This window comes from Dendrosporobacter quercicolus, from assembly GCF_900104455.1.
GTDB classification, from domain to species: Bacteria; Bacillota; Negativicutes; order DSM-1736; family Dendrosporobacteraceae; genus Dendrosporobacter; species Dendrosporobacter quercicolus.
Genome location: NZ_FNHB01000001.1, coordinates 542102 through 567008 on the forward strand (window position 1 = coordinate 542102; position 24907 = coordinate 567008).

General features: G+C 49.4%; 25 protein-coding genes and 2 riboswitches. Of the genes, 2 read left to right on the plus strand and 23 right to left on the minus strand.

Features of this window, described 5'->3' with window-relative positions:
* Positions 1-34: 34 nt before the first annotated feature.
* The 6 genes from pssA to BLR06_RS02635 all read right to left on the minus strand — a co-directional run bounded on the left by pssA (position 35) and on the right by BLR06_RS02635 (position 6607).
* Positions 35-712, minus strand: coding sequence for a CDP-diacylglycerol--serine O-phosphatidyltransferase (pssA, locus tag BLR06_RS02610; RefSeq protein WP_092067989.1), 678 nt, complete (start codon positions 710-712; stop codon positions 35-37).
* Positions 709-1347, minus strand: a complete 639-nt coding sequence (locus tag BLR06_RS02615; RefSeq protein WP_092067991.1) for a phosphatidylserine decarboxylase family protein — start codon at positions 1345-1347, stop codon at positions 709-711. Before BLR06_RS02615 ends, pssA begins: the two co-directional genes overlap by 4 nt.
* Positions 1348-1455: 108 nt before the next feature.
* Positions 1456-2184 carry a WecB/TagA/CpsF family glycosyltransferase gene (locus tag BLR06_RS02620; RefSeq protein WP_092069791.1) on the minus strand — a complete coding sequence of 243 codons (729 nt, stop codon included), beginning with the start codon at positions 2182-2184 and terminating at the stop codon, positions 1456-1458.
* Between the two features lie 64 nt (positions 2185-2248).
* Positions 2249-4225 carry a transglycosylase domain-containing protein gene (locus BLR06_RS02625; RefSeq protein ID WP_092067993.1) on the minus strand — a complete coding sequence of 659 codons (1977 nt, stop codon included), beginning with the start codon at positions 4223-4225 and terminating at the stop codon, positions 2249-2251.
* Between the two features lie 143 nt (positions 4226-4368).
* Positions 4369-5823, minus strand: coding sequence for an IMP dehydrogenase (gene guaB, locus BLR06_RS02630; RefSeq protein ID WP_092067995.1), 1455 nt, complete (start codon positions 5821-5823; stop codon positions 4369-4371).
* Positions 5824-6099: 276 nt separating this feature from the next.
* Positions 6100-6232: riboswitch (cyclic di-AMP (ydaO/yuaA leader) on the minus strand.
* 189 nt (positions 6233-6421) lie between these two features.
* Complete coding sequence (locus tag BLR06_RS02635) at positions 6422-6607, minus strand: 2-hydroxymuconate tautomerase (RefSeq protein WP_092067997.1); 186 nt, start codon at positions 6605-6607, stop codon at positions 6422-6424.
* A 246-nt stretch (positions 6608-6853) separates the two neighbouring features.
* Between BLR06_RS02635 and BLR06_RS02640 the strand changes: the two genes are divergently transcribed.
* Positions 6854-7504: a hypothetical protein gene (locus tag BLR06_RS02640; protein ID WP_092067999.1), complete on the plus strand. Its 651-nt coding sequence runs from the start codon at positions 6854-6856 to the stop codon at positions 7502-7504.
* Between the two features lie 56 nt (positions 7505-7560).
* On the opposite strand, the gene BLR06_RS02645 is transcribed toward BLR06_RS02640, so the two are convergent.
* From BLR06_RS02645 to recG, 3 genes are all read right to left on the minus strand, one after another.
* On the minus strand, positions 7561-8238 hold the full coding sequence (locus BLR06_RS02645) for a TVP38/TMEM64 family protein (RefSeq protein ID WP_092068001.1): 678 nt from the start codon (positions 8236-8238) through the stop codon (positions 7561-7563).
* Between the two features lie 112 nt (positions 8239-8350).
* Positions 8351-8554 carry a hypothetical protein gene (locus BLR06_RS02650; RefSeq protein WP_092068003.1) on the minus strand — a complete coding sequence of 68 codons (204 nt, stop codon included), beginning with the start codon at positions 8552-8554 and terminating at the stop codon, positions 8351-8353.
* Between the two features lie 161 nt (positions 8555-8715).
* A complete protein-coding gene (gene recG, locus BLR06_RS02655; RefSeq protein ID WP_092069794.1) occupies positions 8716-10761 on the minus strand; it encodes an ATP-dependent DNA helicase RecG in 2046 nt (681 codons plus the stop codon).
* Positions 10762-10954: 193 nt separating this feature from the next.
* Here recG and rpmB point away from each other — a divergent pair, with 193 nt between their 5' ends.
* Positions 10955-11146, plus strand: a complete 192-nt coding sequence (gene rpmB / locus BLR06_RS02660) for a 50S ribosomal protein L28 (protein ID WP_092068005.1) — start codon at positions 10955-10957, stop codon at positions 11144-11146.
* 76 nt (positions 11147-11222) lie between these two features.
* On the opposite strand, the gene hslO is transcribed toward rpmB, so the two are convergent.
* The 14 genes from hslO to BLR06_RS02730 form a co-directional block, all read right to left on the minus strand.
* Complete coding sequence (gene hslO, locus BLR06_RS02665; protein ID WP_092068007.1) at positions 11223-12101, minus strand: Hsp33 family molecular chaperone HslO; 879 nt, start codon at positions 12099-12101, stop codon at positions 11223-11225.
* Between the two features lie 85 nt (positions 12102-12186).
* Positions 12187-12747, minus strand: a complete 561-nt coding sequence (yfcE, locus tag BLR06_RS02670; protein ID WP_092068009.1) for a phosphodiesterase — start codon at positions 12745-12747, stop codon at positions 12187-12189.
* Positions 12748-12778: 31 nt separating this feature from the next.
* The gene (ribH, locus tag BLR06_RS02675) at positions 12779-13243 is read right to left on the minus strand and encodes a 6,7-dimethyl-8-ribityllumazine synthase (protein WP_092068011.1); all 465 of its coding nucleotides are present in this window, start codon (positions 13241-13243) and stop codon (positions 12779-12781) included.
* Between the two features lie 2 nt (positions 13244-13245).
* On the minus strand, positions 13246-14454 hold the full coding sequence (locus BLR06_RS02680; protein WP_092068013.1) for a bifunctional 3,4-dihydroxy-2-butanone-4-phosphate synthase/GTP cyclohydrolase II: 1209 nt from the start codon (positions 14452-14454) through the stop codon (positions 13246-13248).
* A gap of 30 nt (positions 14455-14484) precedes the next feature.
* The gene (locus BLR06_RS02685) at positions 14485-15144 is read right to left on the minus strand and encodes a riboflavin synthase (RefSeq protein WP_092068015.1); all 660 of its coding nucleotides are present in this window, start codon (positions 15142-15144) and stop codon (positions 14485-14487) included.
* Entirely contained in the window at positions 15044-16243 is a 1200-nt protein-coding gene (gene ribD, locus BLR06_RS02690) for a bifunctional diaminohydroxyphosphoribosylaminopyrimidine deaminase/5-amino-6-(5-phosphoribosylamino)uracil reductase RibD (protein ID WP_092069797.1), read from the minus strand. Before ribD ends, BLR06_RS02685 begins: the two co-directional genes overlap by 101 nt.
* Before the next feature lie 219 nt (positions 16244-16462).
* A riboswitch (FMN riboswitch) is annotated at positions 16463-16597 on the minus strand.
* 62 nt (positions 16598-16659) lie between these two features.
* Positions 16660-17310 (minus strand): ribulose-phosphate 3-epimerase, encoded by a 651-nt coding sequence (rpe, locus tag BLR06_RS02695; RefSeq protein ID WP_092068017.1) that lies wholly within the window; start codon positions 17308-17310, stop codon positions 16660-16662.
* A 2-nt stretch (positions 17311-17312) separates the two neighbouring features.
* Complete coding sequence (gene rsgA, locus BLR06_RS02700; RefSeq protein WP_092068019.1) at positions 17313-18188, minus strand: ribosome small subunit-dependent GTPase A; 876 nt, start codon at positions 18186-18188, stop codon at positions 17313-17315.
* A gap of 17 nt (positions 18189-18205) precedes the next feature.
* The gene (gene pknB / locus BLR06_RS02705) at positions 18206-20065 is read right to left on the minus strand and encodes a Stk1 family PASTA domain-containing Ser/Thr kinase (protein WP_092068021.1); all 1860 of its coding nucleotides are present in this window, start codon (positions 20063-20065) and stop codon (positions 18206-18208) included.
* Positions 20066-20077: 12 nt separating this feature from the next.
* Positions 20078-21487, minus strand: a complete 1410-nt coding sequence (locus BLR06_RS02710) for a peptidoglycan D,D-transpeptidase FtsI family protein (RefSeq protein WP_092068023.1) — start codon at positions 21485-21487, stop codon at positions 20078-20080.
* On the minus strand, positions 21474-22745 hold the full coding sequence (locus BLR06_RS02715; protein ID WP_092068025.1) for an FtsW/RodA/SpoVE family cell cycle protein: 1272 nt from the start codon (positions 22743-22745) through the stop codon (positions 21474-21476). The genes BLR06_RS02710 and BLR06_RS02715 overlap by 14 nt, the downstream gene beginning before the upstream one ends.
* On the minus strand, positions 22745-23467 hold the full coding sequence (locus tag BLR06_RS02720; protein WP_092068027.1) for a Stp1/IreP family PP2C-type Ser/Thr phosphatase: 723 nt from the start codon (positions 23465-23467) through the stop codon (positions 22745-22747). The genes BLR06_RS02715 and BLR06_RS02720 overlap by 1 nt, the downstream gene beginning before the upstream one ends.
* 6 nt (positions 23468-23473) lie before the next feature.
* On the minus strand, positions 23474-23935 hold the full coding sequence (locus BLR06_RS02725) for an FHA domain-containing protein (protein ID WP_092068029.1): 462 nt from the start codon (positions 23933-23935) through the stop codon (positions 23474-23476).
* 83 nt (positions 23936-24018) lie between these two features.
* The gene (locus BLR06_RS02730; protein ID WP_092068031.1) at positions 24019-24783 is read right to left on the minus strand and encodes an FhaA domain-containing protein; all 765 of its coding nucleotides are present in this window, start codon (positions 24781-24783) and stop codon (positions 24019-24021) included.
* Positions 24784-24907: the final 124 nt, after the last annotated feature.

A 24907-nucleotide genomic window follows, 5' to 3' on the forward strand; every position in this document is an offset into this window, starting at 1 on the left:
TCCCAGAAATATATTCTAGACGAGGCCATCACCTTCAGGCGGTGGAACCTGAATCAAACAAACCAAAAACCGTATTTAGTATGCCAAAAATCGCATACATAAAAAATGGTGCAAATAAGATTGCCTCATAACTGTTGAACAATATATAACCGCCGGTGATCAGCGCGATCACTGCGGGAATCAAGCGGATTTTTTCGCCCTTGCCCTTAAAATCAGGGTACTTGACCGTACTAACCATTAAGTAGGCGAATATCACAACCATCACCGGAAAAATCCACCCGGCCGGTTTGATGCCAAGCATAATAAAAGTAGCTAAAACACACCCGGCCGCCGGTATGGGAAGCCCCATGAAGTAGCCTTTGACCACACTGGTGTTGACATTGAAGCGGGCCAGGCGCAATGCCCCGCAGGTTGCGAAAATCGCAGCAATAATGTAACCGGTCTTGCCGAAATCTTTTAATAAAAATGAGTAGGCCAGTATTGCCGGCGCAACCCCAAAAGATACCAAATCACACAGTGAATCCAGTTCCCGGCCAAAATCACTGCTAACCTTGAAATAGCGGGCGACCCGGCCATCCAGGCCATCGGCCACCATGGCCGCAACAACAAACAACGAGGCATAGTAAAACTCGCCGTTAAACGTACAGATAATTGAAAACATACCTAAAACAAGATTCAGGGCTGTCAATGAATTTGGAATAAAATTTCTCACTTAATTAGCCTCCCGATGATTGTTTCGCCGCCTTTCACTTTATCCCCTTTTTTCACAAGAACTTCAATGTTCCGGGGCATGACAAGTTCGGTGCAGGAACCGAATTTGATCAATCCGTAACGTTCACCTTGTTTCAGCACACTGCCCAGTGTGACCCAGGATACAATGCGCCGGGCGATCAGACCGGCGATTTGCGTAACCAAAATACGCATATTGTCGTTTTCAATACCAATGGAATGGCGTTCGTTTTCACAGCCTGCCGACTCTTTATAAGCCGGCTTAAAACGTCCGCAGGTGTATTGTTGGAATTTAATTTCGCCGGCGATCGGGCTGCGGTTTACATGAACATCGAACACCGACAAAAAAATAGTGACTTTATTGCAAGGTTCATTCACAAACTCCTCATCATCAACCTCGGTTACACCCATTACCTTGCCATCGGCAGGCGAGACCACTAAAACGTCATCAAAAGGTATTGCTCTGTTCGGATTGCGAAAAAAGAAACTGACAAAACCCATGAGAACACCCGGAATTATACTCCAGTACGGATGAAAGGCCAAACCGACTACGACAGTTATAACAGCAAGCAGGGCAATATATAAATAACCTTCTTTGACAATAGGCGTTTTAACCATTTATCCACCTCCTATGAGCACAATGACTGCTACAACCGCTAGTATCAATAAAATACAACTCCAGCTATATTTTTCCCAAATTATTATAATATACCTAGTTTCCTTTGTCTAATCTTTTTTGGCGACTGCTACTTTTAACATAAAGCGCGGTAAAGCCAGCATCCGCAATGCCCGCTGCGGCTGCGACAGCAGCCGGTACAGCCACTCTAAATTGGCTTTCTGCATCCATAGCGGAGCTCTGATCACCACGCCCGCCATCACGTCAAAAGTCCCCCCAACGCCAATTGCAACAGGAACGTTCAGCTCATTGAGATGCTTGGTCAGCCACTTTTCCTGCTTGGGAACTCCCAGTCCGGCAAGTAAAATATCAGGTTTACATAATTTTATAGTATTGATAATTTCAGGCTCATCTTGAGCAGTGAAATACCCGTCTCTTACCCCAACAACGTTTACTCCGGGATAACGCGCTTCAGCCCAGGTCCTGGCTTGCTCGGCCACGCCGGGCGCTCCGCCAAAAAAATAAACCCGGTATCCGCTGCGCGCTGATTTAGCCAGCAGCTGCTGGACCAGATCATAACCGGCAACACGCTCCGGCATGGCATATTGATGATAACGGGCGGCCCAGACAACACCGGCGCCATCGGGTATTACCAAATCGGCGCGATTCAGAATACCGGCCAGTACGGGGTCAGTCTGCGCCATCATCACCATTTCCGCATTGGCAGTTGCGACAAAGCGGGTTCTTTGTTCAGCAATAAAATTTTCAACAATTTTGACAGCTTCCGCCATAGTCACCGCATCTATCATAATATCTAATACAGGTATTCGTCTTTTCACCAATCTTAATACTCCTTGACAGCCAAATTATAACAATATGAGATAAGGATATTGTATCATATTCTCAAAAGCTGGGCAATCGCGGTAATTTGAGTTTCCACCACGGGCGTCTTTGCTGTTGCTGTTGTTGGTTTTCCGTGGACTGCTCCCGTTGCGATTCGGATCTTCTCCGCCGGTCGGTATCTGTAGGTTCCGTCCCCCTGACAAAAGCGCTGTATTCCGTCTCAGGGCAGTTTGAGCCGGCCAGCTTGCCTGAATCGGTACAAATAGGCACACCGGTGATTACATTGGGCGGCACGGCAAAAGACTGCGGTGTACTGTCAGCCAGAGCCTTGCTCATCATTTTTCCCCAGAAGGCCGCGACCTGACTGCCGGAAATATTGACAGGCGTACGGTCATCGTTACCGACATAAATTCCGGCCACTAATTCCGGTGTATAGCCGATAAACCAGGCGGTTTCATAATTATCGGTGGTTCCGGTCTTGCCGGCGGCCGGCCGGCCGATATTGGCTGCAGTACCGGTTCCGTTATCAAGCACTCCGGTCAGCATATCGGTCATGATATAAGCAATTTCCGGCTGCAGAACCGATTGTTGGTTCATCCGGGCTTCTTCCAGCACCTGATTGTTTTCATCCAGCACTCTCAGAATGGCAACGGGTTTGGACAAAACCCCCTGATTGGCAAAGGCAGTATAGGCGGTGGTCAGTTCAAGCAGGCTCACGCCCTGGGTTAATCCGCCCAAGGCCGCAGCCAGGTTGTCATCCTCCGGCGTTATTGTGCTTAGCCCCATCGATCTGGCCAGGTTAAGCACTTCGCCCATATCAACCTGTTGTCCCAGCTTGACCGAAGCCGTGTTTACCGACCAGCGCAAGGCTTTTTTCATGGTAATCGGACCACGGTACTGTTTATCATAGTTTTGCGGTGCATAGCCGGCAATATTAATTGCCTCATCGACAATGATGAAATTGGACGTTAACCCCTGATTTAATGCGGTTGCATAGACAAAGGGCTTAAAAGCCGAGCCTGGCTGACGAATGTCGGCAATGACCCGGTTAACCTGACTTTCCTGATAATTGCGCCCGCCGACCATTGCTTTGATATGCCCATTGCGCGGATCAAGCACCAGTACGGCGCCCTGATACTCGCCTAAAGCAGCCTCAGCCGCCTGTTGAATGTTCACGTCAATGGTTGTATATACCTTTAATCCGCCTTTATACACCCGGTTTGCACCATAACGTCCAACCAGTTCATTGGCGATGTAATCAATAAAGTAGGAGGCCTGTACAACCCGTGTTTTTTTGCCTGCTAGAACCAGCGGCTCCGCCCCGGCGGACTCAGCCGAAGCCTGCGTAACGTAACCTTCCTTTACCATACCGGCCAGAACCACACTCCGCCGGTTAAGCGCAGCTTTCATATCAGCATACGGCGAATAAATATTAGGCCCCCTCGCCAGCCCGGCAATCATTGCGCTTTGAGCCAGGGTAAGCTCACTGGCATGCTTGCCGAAATAAACCTGGGCCGCCGCTTCCACGCCATAAGCGCCTTCGCCGAAATAAACCTGGTTCAAATAGGCCTGAAGAATTTCCTGCTTAGAGAATTTCCGTTCAATAATGATGGCTAACAACGCCTCTTTGATTTTACGGGTTAAGGTCCGCTCCTGGGTCAGAAACATTTCCCGGGCTAATTGCTGGGTAATTGTGCTGCCGCCCTCAGTGATTCCTCCGGTCCGGATATTCACCCATAACGCCCTGATGATGCCAATAGGGTCAATGCCGATATGACTGTAGAATCTGGTATCCTCATTGGCTACAACAGCTTGCGCTATATACGGCGACATACGGTTAATCGATACGACAATACGGTTTTGTTCAAATAATTTAGACAGCAGCTGACCATTGCTATCAAACACCTGGGTTGCAGCTACTAATTGCAGGCTGTCCAAATTGCTGGTTTGCGGTAATCCCAGAAACGCATAACTAACCTTTGGAAAAGAAGAAATAAAAAAAATGACAATAAGAATGATCCACAACAATCGGCGCATTTTATTCCACACTCCCTCTGTTAGTTAGTATTGCAAAACAGGACATACTTTACGCACAGTTAGCTCAAGTTATACCCAGGTCAAACAAGTGCAAAGCACTAAACACCGCCGGCTTGGTCAACAGCGGCGGTGTTCCGTTACTTTTATAGACTGTAATTAGGTGATTCTTTGGTAATGCTGATATCGTGGGGATGGCTTTCCTTTAAACTGGCGCTGGTAATTCTGATGAAGCGGGTATTATTAATCAACTCATCAATGTTGCGGACGCCGCAGTAACCCATACCCGATCTTAAGCCGCCGATGAGCTGGAAAACAGTATCCGCCAGCGTGCCTTTATAAGGCACCCGCCCTTCAATTCCCTCCGGAACCAGCTTGTCCATATTTTCCTGGAAATAGCGGTCTTTGCTGCCTTCAGCCATGGCGGCAAGGGATCCCATCCCCCGGTAGGCTTTATAACTGCGGCCCTGATAGATAATCGTCTCACCGGGACTCTCTTCGGTACCGGCAAACAGGTTGCCAATCATAACGATGCCAGCGCCGGCCGCAATAGCCTTAACAACGTCACCGGAATATTTAATGCCGCCGTCGGCAATTACCGGGACCTGATAGCGCCGGGCAGCGGCGGCGCAGTCATATACTGCGGTAATCTGAGGAACGCCAATGCCGGCAATTACCCTTGTTGTACAGATAGAGCCCGGTCCTATTCCCACTTTTACCGCGTCGGCGCCGGCTTCAATAAGATCGCGGGTAGCATCGGCGGTTGCAACATTACCGGCAATCAAATCTACCTGGGGATATTTCTTCTTAATATGTTTTACCGCCTCAATTACGCCCCGGGAATGTCCGTGCGCGGTGTCTACCACAATAACGTCGACCTTAGCGGCAACAGTGGCATCAATCCGGTCAGCCATGTCAGCGCCAATGCCAATGGCTGCAGCGACCAGCAGCCGTCCCCGTGAGTCTTTGGCTGAATGGGGATATTTTTGCGCTTTCTCAATATCCTTTATGGTAATAAGCCCTTTAAGCCGGCCTTGTTCATCCAGCAAGGGCAGCTTTTCAATCCGGTGCTGGCGCAATAACTCCTTGGCAGCTTCGACTGAGGTTCCCACCGGCGCCGTAATCAGCCGCTCCCGGGTCATGCATTCCTTAATTTTTCGGGATAAATCGGTTTCAAAGCGCAGATCGCGATTGGTGATGATACCCACCAACTTTTGATTGTCAGTAACTGGAACGCCGGAAATATGATATTTTTCCATGAGATCATAAGCATCCTGCAATAAATTCTCAGGTGATAAGTAGATCGGATCTACAATAATTCCGTTCTCAGACCGCTTTACTTTATCAATTTCATTGGCCTGACGCTCAATCGACATATTCTTATGTATAACACCAAGTCCGCCCTCCCTGGCCATGGCAATTGCCATACGAGCTTCTGTCACCGTGTCCATGCCGGAACTGATGATTGGAATATTCAACTTAATGTTTTTCGTAAGATTGCTGCTAACCTCAACTTCTCTTGGCAGTACTTCAGACTTTGCCGGAACCAGCAATACATCGTCAAAAGTCAACCCTTCTTTTTCAAACTTGGCTTCAAACATTCAACTTACCCCTTTCGTTAAGAGTGCAAACAGGTATTTCAACTATAATACCACAAATAAAGTGACCGAATCCAGCGTTTTTGTTTTTTTTATCATTTGCAGTGATTCGCCGCTGCCCGGTAGCGTTCCGTCTCATTCACCTGCTGACACGGTACCAGGATTATTTCACCGGAGTTAATACAACGAAACAGCTTAAGTTTCCTTAAGCTGTTTCCTTCATTTATTTAATCCGTATCCTCAGCTACCGCCTGCGTTCCGTGCCCGTCAGGAAACTCGATATATACCGCTTTGTGCCTGCGAGGTTAGCTGACGGGTTAGGGACAAAGGATAATCCCCGCCATGTTGCCATGATTTCACCCCAGATACTGGTTTCCCCGCTTTCTTTCCTGAAACTCGGCGTATTTTATATATGTTAACGGAAAAGACAAGCATCGTCAAGATCGCTATAGTGGTGTCAGCAGTGATTAAATATCATTATGTAAAGCAGACCAGCCTTAACTGCATTATCCTGAGGATAGCGCCGCTCTTTGGCAACCCCGGCAATAAACGAAACCAACCCACTCCTCACCTTGGAATGGGTTGATCAGAAATCCAGATTTCAGCTGTCGGCGCGTAATTTACCGGCCTGCCCTAAATGTTCCTTGGTCATTTCCCGGATGATAATCGTAACCGCACTGGCCGGGCAGCTTACTGATTCGGTAATTGCTTCAGTCACCTTTTTTACCAGTTCGCGGCGCTGATCAACAGTCCGGCCTTCAAGCATATCAATTTGTACAATTGGCACCTAACTATCCCCTCTCGTTTCATCTTTATCTTTCGGTGTTAACTTCGACTAACCCTGCCGGTTTTCCTCTAATGAACAACGAATTTTCACCATCCGTCCGTTCCCGGCTGTTGGCGCAAACCGGGGCATCATTCACCTTTTTACCGCTGAAATATTCCCACCGATAAGGAACACATTTCTTCGTTGGCTCATAACCTATAGTAGATATAGACATTTTAATTAGCTTTAAGGAGGTTAATTATTGTTATGAGTAATACACCGTTACCTCATTTGTGCAATAAAAAGTTCGTTTGCGAAATCGAATCACTCTGTGATCGCAATGCTTTATTCTTACTGGTTGATGGTTCAGCCGTATTTGGCCGAAGCGGGCGAATCGACGATTGCGTCATCTGCGTGAGCCCGCCCATAGGAATAACCGGCGTCACGCTTGTACAGTTCCGGCCGCCTAACTCCAATTTAACCACCGCGATTGGCGTAAGCCAAATCCTGATTGACGTTTGCAACATCGCGCATGTCGTAGAAGGTCCTTTCCAAACCTCGCCCTTAGCTCCCATCAGCACGCTTGCCGCTGTAAACCTCCAGCGGACGACCCAGATCGCCAGTCAACCGATAGCCACTCGCCCGCAACGGGAACTGCTCGATGAGCTCTGTGACCTGCAAAGCCAAAATATAGGCATTACTACCTTGGGAGGCTGGTCGATTTTTGGTATCCTAGGCTGGGTTGACGACTGCGTTTCGGTAATCAGCGCCGCCACCACAACCAATCCGCCGGTATTAACGTTAAGCAGTATTACTATTGTCGGACCCGCTTTTCCAAGCGCAACTTTGTTTACATTGCTGGGCAGCTTCCGCGTCTGGAGCAATCTGAGGACATTGACCCAGGTCATTTTACCTTAACATATGCAAAAAGCAGGCTGCCGCGTAGGCAGCCTGCTTTTTGCTGCAGCCGGTTCTCAGACTCCGCTGATTTTACCGGACCGTCGTTTATACCACCACAAAGCCGTATAGACAAGGACGATAAAAACCAGTACAACAATTAAGCGCAGCATATTTTGACCGGCAAATACAATATCATGTCCCACCAGCACTTTAATTACCACCGGCGGCAGTTTGCCGGCCACTGTGGCCAGCAGAAAATCGCGCCAGGAGATTTTACTGATTGCGGCAACCGCTGTGATGATTCCGGACGGCGCCAGCGGCAGCAGCCGGGCGATCAGTAAAGCCTTGAAGCCGTTGGCGGCGCTGTAATCGTTAGCCTGCTTGAGATACCTGCTTTTTTCCAGCCAGCCCTCTACTGAACTGCGAAAAAAATAACGGGCAAAAACAAACATGACTACTGCGCCAATCACTTCGCCTAACCAAGAAAGGACAGTACCCCAGAATAAACCGTAAACAATTCCCGCCGCCCCGGACAAAATCATAAAGGGAAAAACGATCGTAAAGGTCATCACGATAAACAGGCCAATCGCAACGGCAATCCCCCAAATGCCAAAAGCGCGTAAATAGTCCGCCAAGGCAATAATATCGCCATGCCGGAGAATGGCATAGGATTGCCGGAAAAACTCCGGATGCCATAAATATAGCAAGCCGGCAACTGCTGCGATTACTCCCCAGCCCCAAATCTTGTGCATGTTATTTTCTCCCCTGGTAATGATTACAACACTTCTAATCATCCTAATTTCGACACGGTAAAACAATAACAAGAGCACTGGAGCAAACGTTTACTGCCCAGTACTCTTAACGTTAATGCCATTGCCTGATTTCCTGCTGGAAGATTTTACAATCTCCGTCAAACCAGTGAACACAGTCACTGCAGCGCCGCACCAATTCTCCCGGTGCAACATTCAGCAATGAATAACCATAACCCATTGCTGCTATGACATGCTCAAACTCCTGACATTCATCGGCAATACCCCGCAGTTGTCTGTCACAATATCGATTTTTCATGTCGCCGCCCCCACTATTTTTTACTAGTGTGTGCGTAACAATAAAAAAATAATAATTTAAAATTTTCCTTATTCCTGTATATTATTTTGCAATAACGTGCAAAATAGGAGTGTAAATTTTCTCCTCTCCCATAATTGGCGGCATTAGCCGCCCTCTTTTTTTTAGCTTTTTAACACTTCCATAAAATCCGCACCAAAGCGGAGCTTAAATAAGGTTTGCAGATAACCGGAATACTCCGGCGCTGCCACCGTTTGCAGGGCGGCTTTGCGGGCCTCCAGCAGAATATCGACATCCCGGACAATATCGGCAATTTTCAAATCCGGCAGACCATGCTGTTTCGTGCCAAAAAAATGACCCGGTCCGCGCAGTTTTAAATCTTCTTCCGCCAGAATAAAGCCGTCGGTGGTCTTTTCCATAATTTTCAGCCGCTGTTTTGTTTCATTATTTTTACTTTCCGAAATTAAAATGCAGTAGGCCTGATGACCGCCCCGGCCAATGCGGCCTCTGAGCTGATGCAATTGCGCCAGTCCAAACCGGTCCGCGCCTTCAATAACCATAATTGTCGCGTTGGGAACATTAACCCCTACTTCAATCACCGTTGTTGCAACCAGCACTTTTATTTCACCACGGTAAAAAGCAGTCATTACTTCGTCTTTATCCGCGGCTTTCAGTCTTCCATGCACCAAACCACAGGAAATATTTTTAAATACAGTGGCGGTAAGCGTTTCATAAAGTTCAGTCGCTGATTGCGATTCAACTTTATCCGAATCCTCAATCAATGGGCAGACAATATAGGCCTGACGCCCTTTGGCCACTTCACTGACAATAAAAGCAAAAATTTTAGACCGTTGCTGAGCTCCGCGCAAAAAGGTCCTGATTGGCTTGCGGCCCGGCGGCAGCTGCCGGATCGTAGAAACATCCAAATCTCCATATACGGTGAGCGCCATCGTGCGGGGAATTGGCGTCGCCGTCATCACCAGTACATCGGGCGAACACCCCTTCTCCTGCAGTTTGGAACGCTGTTTGACCCCAAACCGGTGTTGTTCGTCAGTGACCACCAGCCCCAGCCGCTTAAAGTTCACCTCATCCTGAATGAGCGCATGGGTGCCAATCACAATGTCGATGTTACCGGTATTGATTTGCGGTAATAATATATCCCTGCCCGCCCGGGACAAGCGGCCGCTCAGCAGGCAGATTTTAATCCCGTGCGGGGCCAGCAGGTTACCCAGGGTATGATAATGCTGCTCCGCCAGTATTTCGGTGGGGACCATCATTGCACACTGATAACCGTTTTCCACGGCTTTCACCATGACAATTGCGGCTACCACAGTTTTTCCGGAACCAACATCACCTTGCAAAAGCCGCTGCATCGCCGTTAAATCTTCCATATCCGCCTTAATTTCCGCCACCGCCCGGGTCTGATCGTCAGTCAACGCAAAAGGCAGACTTGCTTCAACAGCTTGAACCAGCTCGCCGTCAGGCGCATATTTTATGCCCTGCCCGGCTTGCTTATTGCGCTTTTTTAGAAAAGCCAAACCGCACTGAATGGTGTATAATTCCTCAAACACCAGCCGGCGCCTGGCCTTGCGCAGCAGTTCGTGATCCATAGGAAAATGGATATTAGCCAGGGCCTCTCCTCTGGACAGCAATTGATACTCTTGGATAATGCTTGGCGGTAAGGTTTCCAATTCACTGTCAACGCCGGCGGTAAGCACCTGACTGATTAAATTGCGCAGTAATTTTTGACTGATGAAATCGTTGGCGGTATAGACAGGTACAATCCGGCCGGTATTGATCAGATCATTGCCATCAAAAATTTCATATTCCGGATTCGTAAATTCGATTTGTCCAAACTGACGTTTTATCTTTCCAGTAACTATGACTTGTATTCCACTGCTTATTTTGGTTTTGATAAACGGCTGATTAAACCAGACAATTTTCGCATCGCCGGAGACATCCCGCACGACAGCCTTGGTGATGGACAATCCCCGGCGGGGCTTTCGTTCTTGCACATCGGCAATCATGCCGCATACCGTTCCGACAGTTCCGTCAACAAGCCCGCTGATTGGCTGCAGACGGCTGCGGTCTTCATAACGGCGGGGATAATACTCCAACAAATCCTGCTCGGTACAAATACCGAGCCTGGCCAGCTGGGCCGTTTTGGCCGGTCCCACTCCTTTTAAATATTGAAGCCCTTTGTATGGCATTTTTTTCAACGCTGTCACCTCTTAACGCCCCCGGACACTATCGATTTATTCTTTATGGCAAAATCAAAATCCTGCCCCGGATAAAAATCTTTAAATCTCCTGATAAAAAGATTGCAACCACAGGTGAATTGTGCTAAAATATTCATGTTATGTATAAGGATGTCTTGTCCTTCGTTAAAAGGAGGTGGAATAGATGGCAAATGTTTGTGAAATCTGCGCTAAAGGTGAAGTTAGCGGCTTCAATGTCAGCCACTCCCATTTAAAAACCAAGCGCACTTGGAAACCAAATATACAACGTGTTCGAGCACTCGTGAACGGCGAAATCAAAAGAATTAATGTTTGTACCCGTTGCCTGCGTTCCGGTAAAGTTCAACGCGCAATTTAAGTAAATACTGCAGATAAAATAAAAGGACTGGCCGGCGCCAAGTCCTTTATTTTCTGTTTCAGCCGCTGCAACGCATTCAAGTGCCCTGCGGCTTTTTTGATTGAATATCCTGCAGTATTTCTTGCAGCTTCGGGCGGCTGAACTGATACTTTTCATTGCAAAAATGGCAGACAACTTCAGCCTGACCTTCCTCAATCATTTCCGTTAATTCCGCTGCGCCTAAACTAATCAGCACTTTGGTTATTTTTTCTACAGAACACTGGCATTGAAAAGCCAGTGGCTTTTTTTCATAAAAAGTAACCGGCATGCCCCGGAAAACCTGTGTGATCATTTCGGCTGCCCCGTCCGCCGCCATTTGTGAAACAGGAGCCAAAACCGCCAAATTCTTCTCCAGCAGGCCAATGGCATCATCAGCGGCATCAGGCAAAGCCTGAATAAGAAAACCGCCTGCCGCCAGCACATGAAGCTCAGGGCTTACTAAAACCCCCAAGCCGACACTGGAGGGCGTTTGCTCGGAAACCAGCAGATAGTTGGTTACATCTTCCGCTATTTCCCCGCTAACCAGGGGCGCACTGCCGGTAAACGGCTGTTTTAAGCCGGTAAAGCGCGTAACATAAATAGCTCCCTCACCCACTGCGCCGCCAACATCCAGCTTGCCGTCCTTGAGCGGCAGATCAATCAGGGGCTGGTGTACATAGCCCCTGACTGTACCGTCAGCAGTGGCATCAGCCACAATTTCACCCAATGGTCCTTGGCCGGCAATTTTGATTGTAATTGTCTCCGCTGTTTTGAATGTTGCCGCCATTAACAGCGCCGCCGTCATTGTTCTCCCCAAAGCAGCGGCGGCCACCGGGTAGCACTGATGCCGCCGGCGGGCTTCCTCAGCCAGCTTTGTCGTTACCGCGGCAAATGCCCTAAAGCCTGGAGCGGTTGCTGTTATAATATGATCGTCCATAGATCCTCCGTTAATCATCTTCTATTCTGTAGAGACAGTATGTTGATCAGAAGCAAACCGTCAATTGATCGGGAAATCTGATTACTTAACCCTCAAGTTTTTCAGCAAGCAAGACTTCCCCGGTTGCAGCATCCAATACTTCGACTGCGGTATCGGTGATGATGGCGATTGTTCCCTTGCCGTCTTCGCGCTTGGTCATTCCGGGGGAGCCAGGATTAAGAAACACCGTCCCGTTTTTATTTTCCAGCTTTGCTATATGGGTATGGCCAGTAATAAAAAGAGTAGCTTTATAGCGCTCGGCCAGGCCGTATTGCCCGTCACCGGTGAATTGATGGCCATGACTTACGATGATTCGCTGCCTGCCGGGCACAATATAGCAGTAAGGCGATTGGACAGGCACATTTAATACCATGCCGTCAACTTCGGCGTCGCAATTGCCGCAGGCAATAATCACCGGCACCGGGCTGCTGTTGATAAGCTCGGCCAGCCGCCCCGGGTTATACTCACCGGGAATGCTGTTGCGCGGTCCATGATACAAAACGTCGCCGGCATGGATGATAAAGTCAACATCCCTGAAAAATTTTTCATTTACCTTAACCCAGGTTTCAGCGCAACCATGGGTATCACTTATAACGCCAATTTTCATTCTATCACCTACTATATTTCCTGGAAATAAATTACAGATGATTCAATAAATTAGCCATCTCAATCGCCGATAATGCGGCATCAAACCCTTTATTGCCCGCTTTCGTACCGGAACGTTCGATTGCCTGCTCAATAGATTCGGTGGTAAGGACGCCGAATATGACGGGAATTCCTGAAGACAGGCCCACTTGCGCCACGCCCTTGCTCACTTCGGCGCAAACATAATCAAAATGAGGTGTACTGCCCCGGATAACAGTTCCCAGGCAAATCACAGCCTGATACTTTTTGCTTTCCGCCATTTTCTTGGCAACCAGCGGGATCTCAAAGGCGCCCGGCACCCAAGCGACTGCAATATCGTCCTCGAGAACGCCATGCCGCTTAAGACCGTCAATTGCTCCGCCCAGCAGTTTGTTGGTAATAAACTCATTAAATCGGGCTACCACAATCCCGATTTTCAATCCTTCCGCCACTAGCTGTCCTTCAAAAACTTTTGCCATGATTAAGCCTCCTCATATTGTTTGAGCATATGCCCTAATTTTGTCTTTTTGGCCGATAAATATTTCTTGTTAAAACGGTTGGCCTGGATCTCCAGTGGAACTCTTTCCGTGATCATCAAACCATAACCTTCCAGGCCAGCCCGCTTTTTGGGATTGTTCGTCAACAATCTGATGCTTGTCAGCCCCAAATCAGCCAATATTTGAGCGCCAATGCCATAATCGCGCAAGTCAGGCGCAAAACCGAGAAGTTCGTTGGCTTCCACGGTATCCTTGCCTTTGTCCTGCAGGGCATAAGCCCTGATTTTATTGGCCAGGCCGATACCCCGGCCTTCCTGGCGCATGTATAAAAGCACGCCCCGGCCTTCGCTTTCAATCCGTCTTAATGCAGTCGCCAGCTGATCGCCGCAATCGCAGCGCAATGAGCCCAGCACATCGCCGGTCAGGCATTCGGAGTGGACCCTTACCAGTACGTTTTGCCGGTCACTGATGTCACCCTTGATTAAGGCTAAATGGCATTGCCTGTCCAAATCGCTCTCGTAAGCGATCAGCTTAAATTCGCCATATTTAGTCGGCAGCTTGGTTTCGGCTGACCGCACGACGAAGGTTTCATGCAGCTTCCGGTACTTAATCAGATCGGCAATCGTAACTATTTTGAGACTATGCCTGGCGACAAAATCCATCAACTGCGGCACCCGGGCCATTGAACCGTCATCATTCATAATCTCGCAAATAACCCCGGCCGGAGACAACCCGGCCAGTTTGGCAAAATCAACAGCCGCCTCGGTATGTCCGGCCCGGCGCAATACGCCGCCTTCGGTGTACCGTAAGGGAAAGATATGACCCGGACGCCTTAAACTATCCGGTGTAGACTGCTCATTTAAAATGGTTTTTACGGTCAGAGCCCGCTCGTGGGCCGAAATGCCGGTGGTCACATTATGCGCATCGACCGAAACGGTAAACGCGGTGCATTGGGTGTCCGTATTTTGGGCGACCATTGCCCCGATTCCCAATTCATCCAGCCGCGCGCCAGCCACGGGCATGCAGATCAGTCCCCGACCAAAAGCGGCCATAAAGTTAATGGCTTCAGGCGTCGCTTTATCAGCGGCCATCAATAGATCGCCCTCGTTTTCACGATCCTCGTCATCGACTACCACAATCATCTTACCGTTTCTAATGTCTTCAATCGCTTCTTCAATGGTATGAAAATTCATAACCCAACCCCCTAAATGAAGTGTGCTGCATTAACTGGAAAAGCCATGCTTACTGAGAAATTCCAACGTGATGGCCGAATCTTTCGTCCGCGTTTCCGGCAAATGGCAGCCAAGCAGTTTTTCCACATACTTGCCAATGATATCGGTTTCCAGATTTACCGGATCGCCAACCTGTTTGAAGCTTAGTGTAGTTTGCGCCGCAGTATGCGGAATCAGTGAAACGGTAAACCAGTCGGCGCCGCAGTCCACCACCGTCAGACTGATGCCATCGATCGCTATTGAGCCTTTTTTAATGACAAACTTCAAAATATCGGCCTGCGCCGTAATACTGACAAGGATGGCATTATCGTCTTTTTGCAGCAAGCTTATTGTGCCCAGTCCATCGATATGTCCACTGACCATATGCCCGCCAAACCGGTCACCCAGCCGCAGCGTTCGTTCCAGATTGACGGCATCGCCTGCTTTAAGCCTGGCCAGGACAGTACGGTCAACGGTTTCCGGCATGACATCGGCGGTAAACCAGGAATGACTGTAATCAACTACGGTCAAGCAAGTGCCGTTTACTGCAATGCTGTCGCCAAGTTTAACATCAGACATGATTTCGCGGGCCGCAATGGTCAGGCGGACCGATTTCGCGCCGCGTACAATTGATTTCACTTTCCCCAGTTCTTCCACAAGTCCGGTAAACATCTCGTCCCTCCCGATTACGCAAATAGCCGCTGATTAAAATATCCCCGGCCAAGATTTCACTGCTGATATCTTCAACGGAATACCCCTCATCAATCAAATTCACCCCCGCTCCGCCGATTGGCCCTGGCGCCAAGCAGCCGCCAACAAATTTGGGGGCAATAAACCAGTAAACCTTATCCACCAAATTGCTGTTGATCATTGCCGCATTTAATGTTGCCCCGCCCTCCGCCAGAACGCTGGTAATGCATCTTGCGCCAAGGATTTTCAGCAATTCCCGCAGATTAACCCTGCCGTCTTTGGCAGCTACGGTCAGCACTTCAACGCCTGCCGCCCGCAAGGCTTCAACTTTTTCCGCCGGAGCCTGCGCCGTAACCGCAATGATGGTCGGCGCCAGTTGATCACGGACAACCTGCGCCGACAGCGGCGTGCGCGCCTGACTGTCAACAATCACTCTCAGCGGATTGCGGCTGTCTTCCGGCAGCCGGGTGGTCAGCGCCGGGTTATCGGCCAATACCGTGCCGATTCCCACCATGATGGCATCATAGATATTGCGGTATTCGTGTACTCTCCGCCGGGAAGCCGCATTGGTAATCCATTGTGAATTCCCCTGACAGGTGGCAATCTTCCCATCTAAAGTCATGGCCGTTTTTAGCGCAACAAAAGGAAACCTGCAGGTAATCCATTTAATAAAAACTTCATTGATTTTGGCAGCCTCAGCAGCTAAAACGCCCTCGACAACTTCGATGCCGGCGGCGCGAAGTTTGTCCAGTCCCTGTCCGGCTACCACCGGATTAGGGTCAGTCATGGCTACAACAGCCTTGCTGACGCCGGCCCGTATCAGGGCCTCCGTGCAGGGTCCGGTTTTGCCGTGATGCGAGCAGGGCTCCAGTGTTACATAGATTGTCGCGCCGCGAGCCAGTTCGCCGGCCTGTTTAAGCGCATTAATTTCGGCATGCGGCGCACCGGCCTGGCAATGCCAGCCTTGCCCGACAACTCGGCCATTGCGGACCAGCACCGCCCCCACTACCGGATTAGGGCTGGTCCGTCCTGCCGCATACTGAGCAATATGTAAAGCCTGCCGCATATATTGTTCATCCATTTTATCCATCAACCTCCGCCAATGCGTGCAGCCTGGCGCTGCACCGGTGAAAAGCCGCGGCTTGCACCGCGTCCGGCGCAGCATAGCCGCAAAATCACTTATCTATGTTGCTGTTGTTCGCCTGCAAAAACAATAGCTGTTAAAAAGTTTTACTTTTTAACAGCCTAAAGAGCGGAAAATTTACATATGAAAAAGATATTACGCAAAATGATTGCCTAATACTGCCTTTTTCCATCCAGACTTTACTGTCGACTCCGGAATTACGCCGGATCTGCCATACGGCTCGCGGGTTATACCGCCGGTCAGGAATTAAAAGAGAGCGTCCCTCTTTTTCACCTCGCCCCAAAGGCTGCCAATATTGAATTGTTGATGAAATTAATCTTACCACTGAATGCCAAAATAATCAAGTCCCATGATTACTCCGCATTGCGAAGCATTGCTATTGCCGCCTTCATATCCGGCGCACCAAAGACCGCCGAACCGGCCACCAGGATATTAGCGCCGGCGGCGATAACCTGAGGGGCCGTCGCTGCATTTATGCCTCCGTCCACCTGAAGATCAACAGTTAACTTACGCTTATCCAGTTCATGGCGCAATCTTGCCAGCTTATCAAGGACTGAAGGAATAAATTTCTGACCGCCAAAGCCAGGATTTACGCTCATGACTAAAATCATATCCACTTCGGTCAGCACTTCCTCCACCATACTCAGCGGTGTTGCCGGATTCAAAGCCACTGCCGCTTTGCTGCCGGTTTCTTTAATATTTTGCAGCAGGCGGTTTAGGTGGGGAGCGGTTTCCGCGTGCACAGTAATGAGATCGGCACCCGCCCGGGCAAATGGGGCAATCAAATCCTGGGGATTATTTACCATGAGATGAACATCGAAAGTCAGTGCGGTAAACTGCCGCAAAGCAGCGACAACCGGCGGGCCAAAGGTCAAATTAGGGACGAAATGTCCGTCCATGACATCAATATGAATCATATCGGCTCCGGCAGCCTCAAGTTTTTTTATTTCAGTCCCCAGCTGGGCAAAATCGGCTGACAGTATTGATGGCGCTATTCTTATCATTTTCAAAACCCTTTCCTGGCTTCCCTGATTTCTGTTAATACTTCGAGATACGAATCATAACGCTTAGGCGCTATTTGTCCTTCCTGCACCGCCTGTTTAACGGCGCACTGCGGTTCTTTGTGATGCAGACAGGTCGTAAACTTACAATTACCGGCAAATTTCGCAAACTCCGGAAAACAGTGCATCAATTCCGGGGCTGCAACATCCGTAAATTCGGTGAAGCTAAAGCCCGGGGTATCCACGACAAAACCACCGCCGGATAATGGCAGCAGCTCGGCAAAGCGCGTTGTATGCTTGCCCCGGCCAATCTTGGCGCTGACCTCGCCGGTGGTGAGCGCCAGGCCTGGCTCAAGCGCGTTTAAAATAGTAGATTTACCCGCGCCCGACGGACCGGCAAACACCGATATCCGGCCAAACAAGCGTTGCTTGAGGGGTTCAAGGCCCGTATTTTGTTTGGCTGACAGCAGCAGAACCGGATAGCCGATACGCTGGTATAATCCGGCCAAAGCCTGTAATTGATTGGTATCCGCCAAATCCACCTTGTTAATGCAAATGACGATCTCTAATCCGGAAAGTTCAGCCAAAATGAGAAACCGGTCGACCAAAGCAGTGTTAATATCCGGATTAACCGCCGCAAAGGTAAGAATGACCTGATCCACATTGGCAACCATTGGACGCCTCAGCATACTCCGGCGAGGCAGTATCTGCTCAATCACGCCTTTTTCCTCCCCGGTGGCGGTATATTCCACCTCATCGCCGACCAGCAGGGAGAAGCGTTCCTTTTTGAACCGTCCCCGTAAAGTACACATCGCGACTTTATTGGCTGTCTGAACAAAATAGTAACTATTGAATGCCCTGACAATAACGCCCCGCAGCATATAACACCCCTTCTCCGCTAAATGGTTTGTTCCTGTAACAGCATGCCGTTAATATACACCTGTACTCGAACCTGACCGGCGCCTTCAATTGTTTTCTCTATCTTGTCGCCCGGCTTATGAACGTTTTCATAAACCACCCGCCGTCCATTGGAATCTGTGACAACAATCTGAACCGCCTGCTTGGCGGCCCCGTCAGGAACCGCAATCTGAACGATTGCCCGCTTGGCCGATCCGGCCGTACTTTTGGCAACCGTAAAGTCTACGGTTGACCCTTCAGTTACTTCAGCTTCGGGAGGCGGCGTTTGCCCGGTAATGGTCCCGGCCGGATACTTGTCATCAGCAACTTCGGTAATTGTACCCAGTTTAAGCTTTAAGCTGTCTAGCTGGGTATCGACTGTATTGACCGGACTGCCCCTGAAATCAGGCATGACCAGCTTGCGCGGGCCGCTGCCTTTGCTGATGACCAGATCGATCACGGTATTTTTATTTACCTGGGCCGGCGGGCGGGGATTTTGACTAACCACAGTATCGGCCGGCAGGTCATTATATTGTTCATCGACCAGCCCCAGCCTCAGGCCGGCATTTTTAATTTGCAATTCGGCATCCCGCCGGTTAAGGCCTCTGACATCAGGAACAACGGTAATTTCAGCGCCCTTGCTGACAAACAGCGTAATGGTGCGCTGCTCTTTAACCGTAGCGCCGGCTTCCGGGTACTGTGATGCAACCTGGCCGGCCGGTACAGTTTCATTATAGGTTTCGGTAACGCTGACCCTTAAATTTTGTCCGGTGATCATGGTTTTGGCAACTTCCACCTGCTTGCCGACGACATTGGGAACATTCACTTCACTTGTACTCCAGAATTTACCATAAGCCAAAAAAGCTCCGATCGCAAAACCCAGCAGGAGCAAAGCCAGCAGGCCGCCGATCAATTTCTTCCGGTTGCCCTTTTGCTTGCCGTTGCTTGCGGACACAGAACCGTCATCGCCATCTGCGGTAATCCTCGGCAATACCTGGGTGGGGAAATCCTCCCGCGCCAGACGCCTGGTCTGATCATCCCGCAAATAATTCCGGGCCATTTTTAAATCTGCAATCATTTCCGTACTGCTTTCAAACCGGGCCTCCGGCTCTTTGGCCATGGCCTTAAGCACAACAGCTTCGGCCAGCGGCGGAATAGCAGCGTTAATTTCCTGCAAAGGCTTCGGGTCTTCCTGTAAATGTTTCAGCGCTATGCCGACCGAGGTTTCACCGGAAAACGGGACCTCGCCGGTCAGCATTTCATACAGCACGACACCCAGTGAATAAATATCCGACTTTGCGCCAATCGCGCTGCCTTTGGCCTGTTCAGGCGAAAAATAGTGCACTGACCCGATAATTGTGCCTGTATGGGTCATGGTTGCCGAAGTAACCGCTCTGGCAATGCCAAAATCAGTCACTTTTATCCGGCCTGAACGCGTTACCAGGATATTGTGCGGTTTTATATCACAGTGAATTAAATTATTCTGATGCGCATGCTCCAGGGCTTCCGCTATCTCTATTGCAATTCGAATTGCCTGTTCAACAGGCAGAGGACCCTCGCGCTGAATTTTTTCCTTGAGGGTTTCGCCTGAAATGTATTCCATTACAATATAATCCGTATCTTCATCGCGGCCAACATCATACATATTGACAATGTTGGGATGAGAAAGCCTTGCCGCAGCCTGAGCTTCACGGCGGAATCTGGTTACAAATTCATCGTCATTGGTGAATTGGGGACGCAGAACCTTTACCGCCACCGAGCGGTCCAGTAATTTATCATGGGCGCGGTAAACATCCGCCATGCCGCCGCCGCCGATATGTTCTAAGATGGTATAGCGATTTGCTAATGTACGATTTAACATTCAGTCACCTCCTCAGCGTAATGCTTGTATTAACACCTTACGGGCTATCGGTGCTGCGACAGCGCCGCCTGCTCCGCCATTTTCCACAATAACCGCGATAGCGGCTCTGGGGTTGTCGGCAGGCGCAAAACCGATGAACCAGGCATGATCCCGGCCATGCGGGTTTTCGGCCGTTCCGGTCTTACCGGCTACCGCCGTACCGGCGATCCGGGCCGCAGCGCCGGTGCCGTTCTCGACAACGCCGACCATCATCGCGGTAACGGACTGGGCGATTTGAGCATTAGTTGGTCTAAGCCATTCCTCAGGCGGATAATGCTTGATCACAGTACCGTCACTTGTCATAATTTTATCAATCAAATAAGGTCGCATGGTCAGACCATGATTGGCAAAAGTAGCGGCCAGAAGCGCCATCCTGAGCGGCGTAACCAGTAGACTGCCCTGCCCGATACCGGTTTGGGCTAAATCGCCGTCGGCCAGCCGGCCAAACTCCGGCAACCGGCTGGCTGTTTCCTGCAAATCCGGGCCGGTGCTTTGATTGAAGCCAAAGCGGGCAAAAGCATTTGCAATTTTAGTATTGCCTAAATCGATCGCGATTTTACCAAAAGTTACATTACAGGAAACTGCCAAAGCCTGGGCTAAATTAATTTCACCATGCGCCTTAGCATTGGTTTCCGGTAAACGGTAGTCCGGGCCGCTGACAAGCGCTCCTGTACAATTGAACTTTTGCTGTAAATCAACAATATGCTCGGTTAAGCCAGCCTCGGCAATCAGTGGTTTAATGATTGACCCCGGCGGGTATAAACCGCCGGTAGCCCGGTTAAGCAATGGGCTTGCCGCCGAACCGGACAGCTGGTCCCAGCGGCTGTCGATGTCATTAGGATCAAAACCGGGCTTACTGACCATTGCCAGTATTGCCCCGGTATGCGGCTCCAGCACCACGATTGCGCCCCGTTTGTCACCCAGCGCCTGATCGGCGGCTTTTTGCAAATCAATATCAATGGTCAGCGCGATATGATGCACCTGGCTGCGGGTAAAGAGCCTGCTTACCGGCCCTAAGCCCCGGAGCGGGCTGTCAATGCCGGACAAATAACCGTTATGGGAGCTTTCCAGTCCGGCTTTGCCCAGCCTGGCGCTGTCATAGCCAACCAAATGCGCCGTTAATGCCCCATAAGGATAGAATCTTTTAAAACCATTGTGGTCAGTTTTTTCACTGACCGCCAGCTTTTGGCCATTACGGTCAAACACAGTTCCCCGCGCCACTGTTTTGCTGTATTCGATGCTGCGGCGATTAAGCGGATGCGAGGCATAAAAGCTGCCTTGAATGATCTGAAGATAAGAGATATGAACAAACAATAGGACAAGCAAAAAAATCAAACCATAGGCAACCCGGCGGATATTTTTTGCCAAATCACCGTTTTGCATGCTGCGGCCTCTTTTCTGATATCGCAAATAATACACCTAAAACAATAAAGTTGGCTACCATTGAGCTTCCGCCATAGCTGATAAAAGGCAGTGTAATGCCGGTTAGCGGCAAAAATTTGGTTACTCCGCCGACAATGATAAAAACCTGCAGCGCCGTCGCCGCCGCCAGGCCGGCGGCGACCAGTGAGGCAAAGGTTTTTTCGGCCGTGATTGCCGCTTGAAAAGCGCGGCCAACGACAATCATATAAATCAGCATAATTGCGGCTGTGCCGGTCAGACCTAATTCCTCGCCAACTGCCGCAAAGATAAAATCGGTATGGACTTCAGGAATCAGGTCAGGAAATCCCGCCATCAGGCCGCTGCCTAAAATACCGCCTGATCCCAGTGCAAACAGGGATTGAACAATTTGAAAGGCTTTGCCGCTGGGATCAGCCCAGGGGTTCAGCCAGATATCCACTCTGACCTGGACATGGGAATATAAACTGTAACAGACCAGAGCACCTGCCAGAAACAGGCAGCCGCCAAACAAAAGATAGTTTAGCTGGCCGCTGGCCATATAAGTCATGATCAGGGCGATGCCGAAAAACAGCAGGGCCGAGCCTAAATCGCGCTGCAGGACAAATATCAGCATGGTCAGGCCCCATACCGCCAGGAGCGGGGCGATAAACCGCAGCGGCGGCAAGGTTAACGGCCCGTATTTCTGATTGACCAGGGCCAGAATTTCCCGGCGGTCATTTAAGTAAGCCGCCAAAAAAACTACAATAAATAATTTGGCGAATTCTGAAGGCTGAAAGCTGACCGGGCCAAGAATTACCCAGTTCTTATTCCCGCCAATATCTGCTCCGAAAAGTATTGCCGTCAATAAAAGCAGCACGCCAAACAGCCCGCAGATATATTTATAATCAGCCAGCTTTTCCAATTGCCGAAAAAAAAAGGCGGAAAAAAAGAATGCACCCAGCCCGACTGCAACCCATACCGCCTGATAGATAAAGAGGCGCGGTTTGAGCCGGAAAATCAGCGTCAGGCCAATGCTGACCAGTAAAACGGCCAGCGGTAAGAACAGCGGATCTCCCTGATGTCCGTTGGCTCTGATCAGCCAAGGAACGGCAAACCACACTAAAATTAACCCTAAAATTACAGCCAGCGCCAAATAATCAATAAACCCGCTGGCCAGCTCTACGGTCAGCAGACCGCCAACAGCAACCAGGCTGGCAATGCCGATCAGGAACCGTTCCTCATGGTAGTCAGCAGCCATCATCACACTTCCTCATTTTTCAGCAGGATAGCGGTCACATTATCCAGGCCGCCTGCTTGATTGGCTGCAGTGATTAAGGCATTGACCGCTTTTTGTCCATCCTGGTATTCTGCTGTAATGATCCGGCATATTTCCTGCTCATCAAGCATATTGGTTAAGCCGTCGGTGCATAGCAACAGGCAATCGCCCTTTCGCCAGATGGTTGTTCCAATATCCACCTGGATGGTTTTACTGGCGCCGACAGCGCGCGTCAGCATATTGCGCTGGGGATGCGTATGGGCTTGTGCTTTGGTGATATTGCCGCTCTGAACCAGTTCCCAAACCAGAGAATGATCATTCGTAAGCTGGCATAATTGATGATCTCTCAATAAATATATTCTGCTGTCGCCAACATGACCCCAAAATACGTTTGTATCTTCAAGATAAACGACGCTGACTGTAGTACCCATTCCGGCATAGTCGTCTCTTGATTTAGACAGTTGAAAAATCAATTCATTTGCTTTTGTGATCGCTTGCTCCAGCAAGAGCTCCGGCGCTGAACGAACTGGTGAATTTTGCTGCCAGTAATCACTGACAGCCTGGGCTGCCAGTTTACTGGCGACTTCCCCGGCCACATGCCCGCCCATGCCGTCAGCGACTAAAAACAAAACTGGATGAATACAAGCATAACTATCCTCGTTGGTTTGCCGGATTAGACCAATGTCAGATTTAGCGAATACCAGCAATACCCGTCACCTCTCAAATTTAAAAGTAACCGTACCAATTTTTATAATATCTCCATGATGTAAGGCAACTTCATCGGCAACCAGCTGTCCATTGAGATAAGTCCGGTTGGTGCTGTTTAAATCGGTCAGCCAGTAACCAGCCTTGTACTGTGAGATGCAGGCATGATCATAGGATACAAAACCATCATCAATAATCAGGTCATTGGAGCTGTTCCGGCCAACGGTCATTGTTTCGCCGATATAGTACCGGAAAGCTTGCAGATTGCTGCTCCCGCTGTCCAGTACCAGTAAGCTGGCGCGCTGCGGCGGTAAACCGGCCGGCTGGAAAGACAGCGCCGGACTTGGATCAGCCTTTAACTCTAAATACAGCATTTTTATGATGCGGAATAAAAAGTAATAAATAAGTACAACTAAACAATATTGCAGGATAATGCTCAGCAGCGCAGGAATCAGCACTTTTATCGGCAATTTCAGTTCACCTCACATCGTTGAAACCAGCTTGACTCCGGCAAACGCGCAAGCCGCTGGCTGCATTTATGCAAGCCGGAATTTCAGCCTTCCTGATTGTACAAAATGATAGTGTTGCCTATCTTTATTTTATCGCCGGCGCAGAGCTGCCGGCGGGTAATGCGCTGCCCGTTCACATAAGTGCCGTTGAGGCTCCTGGCATCATGCAGGACATGCCGGCCATCCTCAAGGGTGATATAAGCATGCAGCCGTGAGGTATTCATATCGGTAAGCGGCAGTTCATTGCTTTCCCGCCGGCCAATATTGATCCGTCTGGCGCCAACGGTTGTTTTAAGTCCTTGATCAAAGCCGGCGATAATAACGGCTTGGGCCAAAATTTTCTGCACGGGACAAGCGACGGGATCAACCGTCAGCTTATCAAAAACTCTGGTATCCCCCAGAGAAGCTTCAGCGGAAGTATCTTCTATTTCCGCCGGCAGCGGTTCTGTAAACTGGCTTGCAATTCGCAGCAAACCGCCGGTTGTGGTTTCATCCAGAAAAAGATCAACAACCGGCTGCCCGATGATGGTATAATTCATACGTTTGGCCTCTTCCCTTATATGTTGGGACAGTTCTTCGCGAATTGCACTGCCATAAGGCGCAATTCTCTCAAAATCTTCTTTTTTAAGAAAAACTGAATAAGCATTGGGAACATAAACCTGAGAAACGCCAACCGACCGCTGGTTGCTCATTTCTTTGACGATTTGTTTGGCAATTTCAACAGGTTGTAAACCGCTGGAGAATTTTTTATTAAAAAATCCCTCAATGTACTTTTCAAATATATTTTCCAAATTACGGACAAATGTCATTTTATGCACCCCGCTGGAATCATATAGAATATTATAAGCGATATTGCCAATATAGTCAAAAACAGCCAGTTAGATCTATCCCCATTATTGCCAGCGAATAATAAAACCATACATGAACGGATTT

Excerpts from the sequence above, each read along its gene's own strand:
- BLR06_RS02680 (WP_092068013.1), bottom strand. The coding sequence starts at position 14,454 with ATGAATTTTCATACCATTGAAGAAGCGATTGAAGACATTAGAAACGGT.
- rpe (WP_092068017.1), bottom strand. The coding sequence starts at position 17,310 with ATGATAAGAATAGCGCCATCAATACTGTCAGCCGATTTTGCCCAGCTG.
- BLR06_RS02650 (WP_092068003.1), bottom strand. The coding sequence starts at position 8,554 with ATGAAAAATCGATATTGTGACAGACAACTGCGGGGTATTGCCGATGAA.
- recG (WP_092069794.1), bottom strand. The coding sequence starts at position 10,761 with ATGCCATACAAAGGGCTTCAATATTTAAAAGGAGTGGGACCGGCCAAA.
- yfcE (WP_092068009.1), bottom strand. The coding sequence starts at position 12,747 with ATGAAAATTGGCGTTATAAGTGATACCCATGGTTGCGCTGAAACCTGG.
- BLR06_RS02615 (WP_092067991.1), bottom strand. The coding sequence starts at position 1,347 with ATGGTTAAAACGCCTATTGTCAAAGAAGGTTATTTATATATTGCCCTG.
- guaB (WP_092067995.1), bottom strand. The coding sequence starts at position 5,823 with ATGTTTGAAGCCAAGTTTGAAAAAGAAGGGTTGACTTTTGACGATGTA.
- BLR06_RS02625 (WP_092067993.1), bottom strand. The coding sequence starts at position 4,225 with ATGCGCCGATTGTTGTGGATCATTCTTATTGTCATTTTTTTTATTTCT.
- ribD (WP_092069797.1), bottom strand. The coding sequence starts at position 16,243 with ATGGATGAACAATATATGCGGCAGGCTTTACATATTGCTCAGTATGCG.
- BLR06_RS02640 (WP_092067999.1), top strand. The coding sequence starts at position 6,854 with ATGAGTAATACACCGTTACCTCATTTGTGCAATAAAAAGTTCGTTTGC.
- BLR06_RS02715 (WP_092068025.1), bottom strand. The coding sequence starts at position 22,745 with ATGATGGCTGCTGACTACCATGAGGAACGGTTCCTGATCGGCATTGCC.
- pknB (WP_092068021.1), bottom strand. The coding sequence starts at position 20,065 with ATGTTAAATCGTACATTAGCAAATCGCTATACCATCTTAGAACATATC.
- ribH (WP_092068011.1), bottom strand. The coding sequence starts at position 13,243 with ATGGCAAAAGTTTTTGAAGGACAGCTAGTGGCGGAAGGATTGAAAATC.
- rpmB (WP_092068005.1), top strand. The coding sequence starts at position 10,955 with ATGGCAAATGTTTGTGAAATCTGCGCTAAAGGTGAAGTTAGCGGCTTC.
- hslO (WP_092068007.1), bottom strand. The coding sequence starts at position 12,101 with ATGGACGATCATATTATAACAGCAACCGCTCCAGGCTTTAGGGCATTT.
- BLR06_RS02710 (WP_092068023.1), bottom strand. The coding sequence starts at position 21,487 with ATGCAAAACGGTGATTTGGCAAAAAATATCCGCCGGGTTGCCTATGGT.
- BLR06_RS02730 (WP_092068031.1), bottom strand. The coding sequence starts at position 24,783 with ATGACATTTGTCCGTAATTTGGAAAATATATTTGAAAAGTACATTGAG.
- BLR06_RS02645 (WP_092068001.1), bottom strand. The coding sequence starts at position 8,238 with ATGCACAAGATTTGGGGCTGGGGAGTAATCGCAGCAGTTGCCGGCTTG.
- rsgA (WP_092068019.1), bottom strand. The coding sequence starts at position 18,188 with ATGCTGCGGGGCGTTATTGTCAGGGCATTCAATAGTTACTATTTTGTT.
- BLR06_RS02685 (WP_092068015.1), bottom strand. The coding sequence starts at position 15,144 with ATGTTTACCGGACTTGTGGAAGAACTGGGGAAAGTGAAATCAATTGTA.